The following is a 9,877-nucleotide window of genomic DNA, read 5'->3' on the forward strand; positions in this document are numbered from 1 at the left end:
TGACTGATGAACATCGAGACATCATTTTGTCTACCCAATAAGTGTGCCGAACACTATTGGGTTTTGTCCTAATGCTACCATGCTACCCCTGCAAAACAGCCTGCAATCCATCGCTCAAACCGTACATTCCCCGTTTCAAACAGGCCCGGATTCTGATTGTCGGCGACCTGCTCAAGGTCGGGAGTTATGGAAGGAGTGGAAGAGTTCCCGAAAGGCGGGTTACGCTGGGGCTAACCCGCCCTACCGTGCTTTTTCGCCATGCTATCACGCTATTTTGGCGAAACGGCCTGAAATCCATCAATCAAACCGCACATTCCCCGTTTTGAGCAGGCCCCAATTTTAATTTGGACTGGGATAAACACCGAAATTCTTCTGGCTATTCAAACACATCCAGTATACGCTGCCGTCGCCCCACCACCTAGAAAATGAGGAGCAGAACGGGTAGTCGAGTGGGCAAAATCCGCCACCACACGTTCCTCCATGAGCAGGAGGAGGAGGAGTTTTAACAACAAGACGAAGTATCGAAGTCGGATTAGGACCGGAGAAGCCTTTAATCTGGTACGATTTTGGGCCACTTGATCCATTGATGTTTGTGGCGCACCTGTTCGGGGCACCCGCAGACGAGATGAAGTTGTCCGAACGTTGCGCAATGCCAATATGACTAGGCCACACTAAGATATCACCCGTCTCAATGTTGCTGCCATCTGTTACGGTTATACTTTTCATCTCTAGCTGCCATGCCGAGGGGATAGCCCAAGCCTCCGGCGGGCGTTGCTTACTCACACCCCCTTCTATCACACCGATACCGACACTTTTGGCAACATGATGGATAAAGCCGGAACAGTCCAAACCATAAGTCATTTCAGTGCAGTTATCGGTGGGAAGCGTCCTGACAGTGTGGTCCTTACCGCCGTACACATAGGTCAAACCCTTTTGCGCTGGCTTATTGGGTAGGTCATTCCCTTGCTCATCCTTTTCTGCATCGTGATCCCAAGTAGTACAAGGTGGATTGTCTTTTCCACACGCATAAAGTCGCGCTTGAGCCAGCATCGCAGCGATTACATCGTTCTTCTTTTGTTGGGGATCGGCTGTTGGTGGAAGTGTACTTTGGGCAATGGCCCTGCCAAGTTGTATACTTCGATGAGTTGATGCGGATGCGATTGCGCTGTTACCCGGCGTGATGGTGATGCCTCTCATCAAGAGGTAATCACGTAATGATATTCCATTCGGGAGAATGACTTGATCCTCGGGTATAAAAATCGATGGAGTCGCAGCGATGCGTTCTATGTCCTCGTCGCTAAGTGTCTCCTCAGGCACTTGGGGAACGAAGACCAGTCCGGTAATATCCTGGTTAATCAAAGTCACGGTCTGCCGGACTGGAGTAAATACAGATCCCGGCTGCATAGGGCTGACCGTATACTGGCCCGGTAGTAGCCCTTCCAGCGAAAACACGCCACCCGCATCGGTTACTGTACTCTTGGTTTGCGGGCCATACACTGTGACAGTGACGCCTTGCGCAGTAGTGACGTATCCCGATATCGCAAAAGTAGGATCGAATGTAGTCGACCACGCCAACGCATTGGCATTGAAGGGATATTGCCGATCATGCCGCACCGTGAAGGTGTCGCTGCTACTGACCACCGCTCCCGCCGCCACATTGCCGAAGCTCAAGGCACCATCAACAATAGTGACCCCTTGGGGTGTGGAAGTCAGAGTTGCTGCTACGTTATTGGCAGCAGCCCCGCTATTGGTCAATTGCGCCCGGTACACATACTCGTACACGGTGCTGCTGATTCGCTTGCTGCTGACCAGACTGTAATTACTGCCTATCGTCAAGCTGGCTGCCGCAGTGGCCGACGCGATGTTTTGCAACACGACCGCTATGATCAGCAATAAAAACAGCGTGGCGACGGAAAACCTCATTGTGGTTAACCTACGCATAGTGACATCCCCCTAATTAAACGGTGAAGTGGTAGAAACGGGTGATTTGTTGAAAGGTTGCTTATTGCACAGACGACCGCCGCCGACGAACCAGCAACGCGAGTAGGCCCCACGCCAGCAATCCGATCATCGGTGGCTCTGGGACGGTGGGAGAAGGCACTGCGCCAGCGAGTGTCGTCTGACCCCCAGTTTCCAATAACTCGAAGTTGTTATCAGGATCGTAGACTTCAAACGATTGCGCGCCCGGCAGTGAGGCGCCGCCCAGCCAGGTGAACTTGACTGCAAAGCCGCTAAGGCTCGCTCCACCGGCCAGGCCACTGGTATTAGCCGAGACATCGTAAGCCGTGGGAACACCCGGTGCTGAAGCGAAAATGGTTTCGGTCCAGTCGGCGGTAATAGAGGCAGAAGAAACCGGAGTGAGCAAGGTTTCATCGTAGAGAGCAGGGTCAAACAGAATGTCAAAGAGTTTTAAGGAAACCCCGCTTCCAAGCGATCCATCATTCGCCACGGTGTAGTCATAACGGTAGGCATCGCCGCCTAAGGAAGTGAGTTGATACTGAATAGAGATGGCCTGAGCGGTAGGCATCCACAGTCCGCCACCCATGATCAGGGCGAGGGAGAACCCCTTTACCCACTTAGATTTCTTAACCTGCATGAATTTCATAAGGATGATCCTCTTTAAGAAGTACCGTATGAAAAACATGCAAAAAAAAACCAACTATTTATCTTCTTGAATAATAAAGAAATAATACCTGACCAAAATACTCAGAGTTGTAAAAAAAGCTGACAACTTTGTTGCCTAAAAAGCAGTTGAAAACACTAATTTATTTTATAAATCATATTTTTAATAACAAATCCCATCCATGAGACGCAAAAATCGGTGTAAAATTTCCTGACAACCGGGAAGCCCGCGACAAACCGTTTTCCCTCCAAATCCGCTGAACTGGCCCTCTACGCTCCAAGACTTTCGCCAACAAACCTTATGTGGTCATACCCACGAAAGCAGGTATCCAGCCTTTTCAGAGGGTTACAGGATTGGCGCTGGCGTGGAAATAACGGAAAGCAAAAATCATTGCGCCAAAAAGTGACTGTAAAATTTCCTGACAACATCGGTTCTACGCGCAGATTGATCGTTAGCTATCATTGACGACATTCTCCCTACCCCGAAGAAGCCCCGCCTCGCGAATGCGAGGAGCAGGGCTTGTCGCACAAATCCGGGTCAAACAGCAGACTCGTCAAGCTCAAAACTGATCTTCAGTCGCATCCCTGTGGCTTTGGCCACTTTCTCCAGCGTCCGAGTGGAAGGCTGCCCGCGCCCCCCTTCCAGCCGTGCGACCACCGATTGGGTGGTTTTCATTCGCGCGGCGAGTTGTTCCTGAGTCAACCCGGCCTGGGTCCGGGCTTTGATGAGCGCGAGGGCGAGATCAAACTCCGGTCCTAATCGTTCGTACTCCTCCCGATACTCGGGGTCTTTTATCCAGTCCGCGTGTAAATCACGAACTTTAGTCATCCTCCACCTCCTGTGCTCGCCTCAAGGCAAGCTCGATTTCCCGGCGTGGCGTCTTCTCGGTTTTCTTTACAAACACCCGCACCACCACCACGCGCTGTGCTTGGGCCGTCACATACAGCGCCCGTGATATGCCATCCTTGCCTCTCAACCGCATTTCCCAAAGTCGCCCTTCCAGATGTTTGATGTGGGGTTCTCGCACATGGTCTAGTCCAGCCACCTCGATCAGCGTGGAGATCCTGGAGAATCGCGCCCGCATATCGGCGGGTAAAGCAGCCATCTCTGCATCTACAACGGCGTCAAGCGTTTCAACAGTCCAGTTCATTTTGCACATCGCGTCAGGCCGTATTTTATTGCCATGCTATCATGCTGCCTTCGCAAAACCGCTCGAAATCCATCGATGAAACCGCAGATTCCCCGTTTTGAGCAGGCCCGGATTCTGATCGCCGGCGACGTCATGCTGGACCGCTATTGGCACGGTCCCAGCTCGCGCATCTCGCCGGAAGCGCCGGTGCCGATAGTCAAGGTCGAAGAGGTCGAGGAACGACCCGGCGGCGCGGCCAACGTGGCGGTCAACATCGCCACGCTCGGCGGTCAGGTCCGGGTGCTGGGCGTTGCGGGCGCTGATGAAGCCGCCTCGCTGCTGGAGGCCAAACTGCATCGGTTAGGCATCGCCAGCGATCTGATCCGGCTGCCGGGACAGGCCACGATTGCCAAATTGCGGGTGCTGAGCCGCAATCAGCAGTTGCTGCGGCTGGATTTTGAGGACGGTTTCCCCGATTTTGAACCGGCTGCGCTGCATGAACGCTTCACGGCGTCGTTGCCGGATTGCAATGTGGTGGTGCTGTCCGATTACCAGAAGGGGGCGCTACGCCGGATCGAGGCTCTGATCGCCGCCGCCCGCGCCGTTGGCCGCCCGGTGCTGGTAGACCCCAAGGGCCGCGACTTTGATCGCTACCGGGGCGCAACCCTGCTGACGCCCAATCTGGCCGAATTTGAAACGGTGGCTGGATCAGCGCATAGAGCCTGTTTGTTGCTATCTACTTGATCTGAATGATTTTAATCTGCTAACTGCCGGGGAAGAAATTCAGGTTGCCCGGCACATTGAGGAAAGCGTCAGTCAAGTGTTGCTGGTTCTGGCCGATTATCTGCTGACCATTAGTGAACTGCTGCGACTTTATGATTTGGCCTGTGAGAACGGTAGTCTGTTGACCGATGTAATCAGTGGTTTCAAGGATGTCGAAGATATTGCGCCGCCCTTGCTCGATGTTGAATTACTGCTGACCGCTGATGATCCGGATGCCGTAGTCGCCGGTGACAAGGTGCCAGCCTTCGACAACGAAGATGAAGACGATGACGATGACGAAGACAGGACATCATCTGCTGCTGAAAACACCCTCAATCCTGAGGACATCACCCGCCACTTTACAGAGTTGCGCTCCCTGTACCAGCAGACCCTTTCCAGTATTGATAAAAACGGCCTCCTGAATTCCAAGACACAGGCACTGCGCCAGCAATTAAGCGAGTGTTTCCTGCAATTCCGCATTGCGCTGAAGACCCTGAACCGGTTGATTGCCCAAGTGTATGGCATGGCTAAACGCATTCATGCCCTGGAGACGTGCAACTCCGACCGGAATGACCTGCATCTACAGCAGGAACGGGCGGCCATTGAGCGGGAAACCCATCTTCCGATTGAATTTATCAAAGATATCAGCCATCGACTGTCAAGCAGTGACGCGAAGGCCCGCCACGCCCAGCATGAAATGATTACGGCCAATCTGCGGTTGGTGATTTCTATCGCCAAGAAGTACACCCACCGGGGTTTGGACTTTATGGACCTGATTCAGGAAGGGAATATTGGCCTGATGAAGGCAGTGGACAAATTTGAATACCAGCGTGGCTACAAATTCTCGACCTATGCGACGTGGTGGATTCGCCAGGCAATTACCCGCGCCATTGCCGATCAGGCCCGCACTATCCGCGTCCCAGTTCACATGATTGAGAACATCAACAAACTGGACCGGATTTCCCGGCAGATGTGGCAGGAAGCCGGACGAGAACCTACCCCGAAGGAGCTATCCATACGGGTGGAAATGCCCGAGGACCGGGTGTGTAAGGTTCTGAAAGTCGTCAAGGAACCGATTTCAATCGAAACACCGATTGACCATGACAGGGGAGATGCAAGTCTTGCTGACCGGCTGGAGGACTTGCAGACCGTATCGCTGGAACAGGCAGCGGTCAACGACTGCTTGGGAAAGAGCATTCGCCAAATGCTGGGTGATCTCAAACCCAGAGAGTCGGAAATTATCTGCCGACGTTTTGGCATTGACCTGCCGTCAGAACAGACCTTGGAAGAAATCGGCCAGCAGTTCGGCGTGACCCGTGAGCGCATCCGCCAAATCGAAGCCAAGGCACTAAAAAAACTGGCTCATCCCAATCGTTCAAACCTGTTGCGTAATTTCCTGTCGCCATGACTCAATCCGATATGACCCGATCCCGACATGCGCCCCCCAAAGCTAGTGCGATGCTGGAAGCCCTCCGTGGGCTGGGCTACTCCACCGCTACCGCCTTAGCCGATGTCATTGACAACAGCATCGCCGCACGGGCTGCAACCGTCCATCTCCATTTTGTGTGGGCGGAATCGGCCAGCGCCATACACATTCTCGACGATGGCGTCGGCATGGACGCCAGCGGACTGGACCGGGCAATGCGGCTGGGTGAGCGCAATCCCTTGGATACTCGCGCTGCTGACGATTTGGGCCGGTTTGGACTGGGCCTGAAAACAGCTTCGCTGTCACAATGCCGGCGGCTGACCGTCGCCAGTCGTCGGGGTGGGCAAACTCACTGCCTGCGCTGGGATCTGGACGAGATTGCCCGGCGTTCTGATGATGGCTGGTATCTGCTGGAAGAGGCTGCCGAGGGTTCGGTCGAGTACCTTCGGATTCTGGACGAACAACCGCAGGGAACCCTGGTGTTATGGGAGATTCTGGATCGGATCATCACGCAGGGGTTCAGCGAACAGAACTTTCTCGACCTGATGGATCGGGTCGAACAACACCTGTCCATGGTATTTCACCGCTACCTTGAAGGCTCACGTCCCAGGCTGCGGATTCTGATCAATGACCGCCCGATCCGCCCGTGGGATCCGTTTCTGATCGACCATCCCGCCACTTGGTCTTCACCCGTGCAGCGCTACCGAAGTGCGGCAGCCCTGATTGAAGTTCAAGGCCATGTACTCCCACACCTGATCGGCTGGAGTCAGGAGCTTACGAACCAGCCGGCGGGCCGGAAGGCTGGACCTTGCAACAGGGCTTCTACGTCTACCGCAATGCCCGGCTGCTGGTCGCAGGCGGCTGGCTGGGACTGGGCCAGGGACGCAGTTGGACACGCGAGGAAGCCCATCGGCTGGCGCGGATCCGCATTGACATCCCCAACAGCGCTGATGCCGACTGGAAAATTGACATTCGCAAGTCGACAGCCCGCCCGCCGGTCGCGCTGCGTAAACAGTTGCTTAATCTTGCCGAGGATATTCGCCAGCGGGCGCGACGGGTCTTTGCCCACCGGGGGCGGATAGTCCAGGTGGGCGGGAAAGAACCCCTCATCGAAGCCTGGCAGACTGAACAGAGCCATGGAGGTATGCGCTATCGAATCAGCGAAGAGCATCCAGCCGTCAAAGCCGTTCTCGAAAGTGCCGGGCCGCTGCTTCCGCAAATCCGCGCCATGTTGCGGGTGATCGAGGAAACCGTGCCGGTGCAGCGCATCTGGCTGGATACCACCGAAGGCAAGGAAGTCCCGCGTACCGGCTTCGTGGGCGAAGCGCCGACCGAGGTTGTGGCCGTTCTGGAGGTGATGTTCAGGAACAATACTTCGGACAGTTTTATCTAGCTGATTGATATGAAAAGGAACCTTCGGTAGGGTAAAATGTTGCTTACCAAAACGACATTTTAAATCCAATCCGAAGGTTCCCATGCTCCTAATAGACGCTGTTTTACAAAAAATGTCCACGGTCCTGAAACCGCAACGCACGTTTCTGATCTAATGACATGGACTCCCCCTCTCCCAACGGCAGTAGTGGTGCCAAACTGGAAATAACGCATTTCCATCGACAGTGAGGAGATTGATCATGAACGCGACACGAATCGGGCTGGATATTGCCAAGCAGGTGTTCCAGGTTCACGGGGTCGATGAACTCGGCAAGGTGGTTCTCCGGAAGACCCTGAAGCGGGACCAAGTCACAACGTTCTTTGCCAATGTGCCGGTTTGTCTGATTGGCCTGGAAGCGGGCGGTGGTTCTCACTACTGGGCACGGGAGTTGACCCGGTTGGGGCATGAGGTGAAGTTGATGGCCCAGCCCTTTCAAGGTGATTTTATGAGTAAAATGGCTCTATTTTTTAATCACAGGATCAACATATTTTGTTATGAACACAGAATTTAGTAGTATTTTACAGAAGTTTGTTAATAAAAGTCCAGTAACAGTAATGGTTCAAGGATTACTGGAATATTTATTAAATGCAGAGAGACTAAATGAATGGTTTGAGAGTAATAATGGAATACAATATACTCGAAATTTACTCTTTTCATCAGTCGTTGCTATTATGTTTGAAGTAGTTTGTCAAATTAGAAAAACCGTTCATGTTGCTTATAGAAAATCGGATTATATTAACGTATCACTAACATCTTTATACAATAAAATCAACGGAATAGACACATCAACTTCTGCTGAATTAGTGAGACATATTGGAATGGAAGCCGCTACTTTAATTAAAGGGATGAATGCCGAAAATCCGGCGTTTTTATTGGGTTATCGCACAAAGTTACTCGATGGAAACTGCATCGAAGCCAGCGAACACCGTATTGAAGTATTACGCACTACAAAATCAGCCGCATTACCCGGTAAGTCTTTAGTTGTTTTTGATCCACAAACTGAACTTGCCATGAATATATTTCCTTGTGAAGACGGTCATGCACAAGAAAGACTTTTACTGAATAAAGTATCAGAAACAATTGAAGAAAAAGATTTATGGATTGCCGACCGTAATTTTTGTACACAAGATTTCCTTTTTAACATCGCTAATAAAAAAGCAGTATTTGTTATTCGCAAACATCAGCAAATGCCTATGCGTATCCTCGGTAAAGAAAAGAGTTGTTTATCAATAACTCTGACTAACCTATTGAACAACAAATGAATTTTTTAGGTTCCAGAGGCCAGCAGCCGCAAAGATAAAGTCATCCGCTAAAGACTTCAAATGGTTTCTCAGCCGTATGGTCAAGACACGAAAAGTTTTCATGCCACCGATTGCATGTTCCACCGAGACACGAACCCGTCCGATCCGGCGATTCTCTCGCTTTTGCTGGCGGGTTAATTGAGGATCGGGATTTTGTTTTGACGGGCGTGGTTTTTTATGAGGAATGTCGATATTTTCAGGAGATAAATAATCGGTCTTGATGCCTTGATAGCCGAGATCAGTAGAGGCCTTTGTCGATGCAAACCAATCCGTTTTTTGGTCAAATTCTTCTTTAAATAATGAGTAATCATGCTGACTTCCAGGGACAGTTTTACCGAGGATCAAGACCCGCTTGTTCGTATCAGAAACCGTTGTGTTTTTGACGGTATGAAAGCCTTTTTTTCCACTATAATGCTTTTTTTGTCGGGCGGGTTTCTGGGGACGTTGAAGAGGTCTTTCGGTGGCATCGATCAAGACTCGATCAACGCTTTCAATGAGTTGCAAGAGTTCTTGGGGATCGTCCGTCGTGCGTTTGGGTAAGACGTGCAGATTCTTTTGCGTTTGTTTTAAGACGGGCAACAAACGCTGCACCGACTGAAACGCGCCCGCGCGACTGAGGCCGAATGTGAAAGCCAGCACGTCATAAGTCGGATAGTTTTTGAGATAAAACAAGATAAAAAACAACTGATTTTCCGGTGGGCCGAGCGCGGGTTTGCGTCCACCGCCTACTTTTCTTTGGCGATACTTTTTAGGGTTTCCGGTACGGTTTTTACGCCGATCCTTGTTTAGACAGGAGGTAAATTCGTTTGAGAGTTTTTCGAAATCATCCCGACCCAGACCAATTAAAGATCGTAATTGGCGATCATCAGTCAAGACTTCTGAAACATTAATAAAAGGCGGGGTCATTCGTATTTTTCTCCAAAATTCAAGGCCAATAAAGATTAGAACCTAAAATTGTTGATTCTAAGTTGTTGAATTATAAGGAAACGAAAAATTGAAGTTTACTATAACATATTGATGTATAAGAGTAAAACTATTTATGGACAACTCTAAAGATTTATTACTGAAAATGAGATGGGAACCATTTATGAACAGAAAGTCAGTTTAAAATCGTGTTATGGTGAAATTTATGATGCACGTTTAATTATTGTTAAGTTAACTAAAAAGACTAGAAACAATGACAGTGAACTCTCTATTTTAAGCA

General features: G+C 50.9%; 9 protein-coding genes and 2 pseudogenes. 6 read left to right on the forward strand and 5 right to left on the reverse strand.

What is annotated here, in order from left to right:
- Window positions 1-339 precede the first annotated feature (339 nt).
- The 4 genes from BN874_RS10775 to BN874_RS10790 form a co-directional block, all read right to left on the reverse strand.
- Window positions 340-1,923, reverse strand: coding sequence for a carboxypeptidase-like regulatory domain-containing protein (locus BN874_RS10775; RefSeq protein ID WP_154724867.1), 1,584 nt, complete (start codon window positions 1,921-1,923; stop codon window positions 340-342).
- Between the two features lie 79 nt (window positions 1,924-2,002).
- Window positions 2,003-2,605 (reverse strand): PEP-CTERM sorting domain-containing protein, encoded by a 603-nt coding sequence (locus tag BN874_RS10780; protein ID WP_195912168.1) that lies wholly within the window; start codon window positions 2,603-2,605, stop codon window positions 2,003-2,005.
- A gap of 555 nt (window positions 2,606-3,160) precedes the next feature.
- Window positions 3,161-3,451: a helix-turn-helix domain-containing protein gene (locus BN874_RS10785; RefSeq protein ID WP_034433074.1), complete on the reverse strand. Its 291-nt coding sequence runs from the start codon at window positions 3,449-3,451 to the stop codon at window positions 3,161-3,163.
- A complete protein-coding gene (locus BN874_RS10790) occupies window positions 3,444-3,773 on the reverse strand; it encodes a type II toxin-antitoxin system RelE/ParE family toxin (RefSeq protein WP_034433077.1) in 330 nt (109 codons plus the stop codon). The genes BN874_RS10785 and BN874_RS10790 overlap by 8 nt, the downstream gene beginning before the upstream one ends.
- A 75-nt stretch (window positions 3,774-3,848) precedes the next feature.
- On the opposite strand from BN874_RS10790, the pseudogene BN874_RS10795 reads away from it, so the two are divergent.
- The 6 genes and pseudogenes from BN874_RS10795 to BN874_RS24465 form a co-directional block, all read left to right on the forward strand.
- Window positions 3,849-4,460 (forward strand): annotated as a pseudogene (locus BN874_RS10795) (PfkB family carbohydrate kinase); the annotation flags it as partial.
- A gap of 112 nt (window positions 4,461-4,572) precedes the next feature.
- The gene (locus BN874_RS10800) at window positions 4,573-5,922 is read left to right on the forward strand and encodes a sigma-70 family RNA polymerase sigma factor (RefSeq protein WP_051497710.1); all 1,350 of its coding nucleotides are present in this window, start codon (window positions 4,573-4,575) and stop codon (window positions 5,920-5,922) included.
- An 11-nt stretch (window positions 5,923-5,933) separates the two neighbouring features.
- Window positions 5,934-7,022 carry an ATP-binding protein gene (locus BN874_RS10805; RefSeq protein ID WP_420886121.1) on the forward strand — a complete coding sequence of 363 codons (1,089 nt, stop codon included), beginning with the start codon at window positions 5,934-5,936 and terminating at the stop codon, window positions 7,020-7,022.
- Window positions 7,023-7,084: 62 nt separating this feature from the next.
- Window positions 7,085-7,333, forward strand: coding sequence for a hypothetical protein (locus BN874_RS26410; protein ID WP_420886122.1), 249 nt, complete (start codon window positions 7,085-7,087; stop codon window positions 7,331-7,333).
- A gap of 238 nt (window positions 7,334-7,571) precedes the next feature.
- Window positions 7,572-7,805, forward strand: a pseudogene (locus tag BN874_RS10810) (IS110 family transposase); the annotation flags it as partial.
- A gap of 61 nt (window positions 7,806-7,866) precedes the next feature.
- Window positions 7,867-8,634: a hypothetical protein gene (locus tag BN874_RS24465; RefSeq protein ID WP_154724868.1), complete on the forward strand. Its 768-nt coding sequence runs from the start codon at window positions 7,867-7,869 to the stop codon at window positions 8,632-8,634.
- Here BN874_RS24465 and BN874_RS22550 read toward each other — a convergent pair.
- A complete protein-coding gene (locus BN874_RS22550; protein WP_051497712.1) occupies window positions 8,617-9,579 on the reverse strand; it encodes a transposase family protein in 963 nt (320 codons plus the stop codon). The genes BN874_RS24465 and BN874_RS22550 overlap by 18 nt on opposite strands.
- Window positions 9,580-9,877: the final 298 nt, after the last annotated feature.

The organism is Candidatus Contendobacter odensis Run_B_J11 (genome assembly GCF_000531125.1).
GTDB lineage: Bacteria > Pseudomonadota > Gammaproteobacteria > Competibacterales > Competibacteraceae > Contendibacter > Contendibacter odensensis.

Coding starts and splice junctions, on each gene's coding strand:
- BN874_RS26410 (WP_420886122.1), top strand. CDS start 7,085: ATGCGCTATCGAATCAGCGAAGAGCATCCAGCCGTCAAAGCCGTTCTC.
- BN874_RS10805 (WP_420886121.1), top strand. CDS start 5,934: ATGACCCGATCCCGACATGCGCCCCCCAAAGCTAGTGCGATGCTGGAA.
- BN874_RS24465 (WP_154724868.1), top strand. CDS start 7,867: ATGAACACAGAATTTAGTAGTATTTTACAGAAGTTTGTTAATAAAAGT.
- BN874_RS10780 (WP_195912168.1), bottom strand. CDS start 2,605: ATGAAATTCATGCAGGTTAAGAAATCTAAGTGGGTAAAGGGGTTCTCC.
- BN874_RS10785 (WP_034433074.1), bottom strand. CDS start 3,451: ATGACTAAAGTTCGTGATTTACACGCGGACTGGATAAAAGACCCCGAG.
- BN874_RS10775 (WP_154724867.1), bottom strand. CDS start 1,923: ATGAGGTTTTCCGTCGCCACGCTGTTTTTATTGCTGATCATAGCGGTC.
- BN874_RS22550 (WP_051497712.1), bottom strand. CDS start 9,579: ATGACCCCGCCTTTTATTAATGTTTCAGAAGTCTTGACTGATGATCGC.
- BN874_RS10790 (WP_034433077.1), bottom strand. CDS start 3,773: ATGAACTGGACTGTTGAAACGCTTGACGCCGTTGTAGATGCAGAGATG.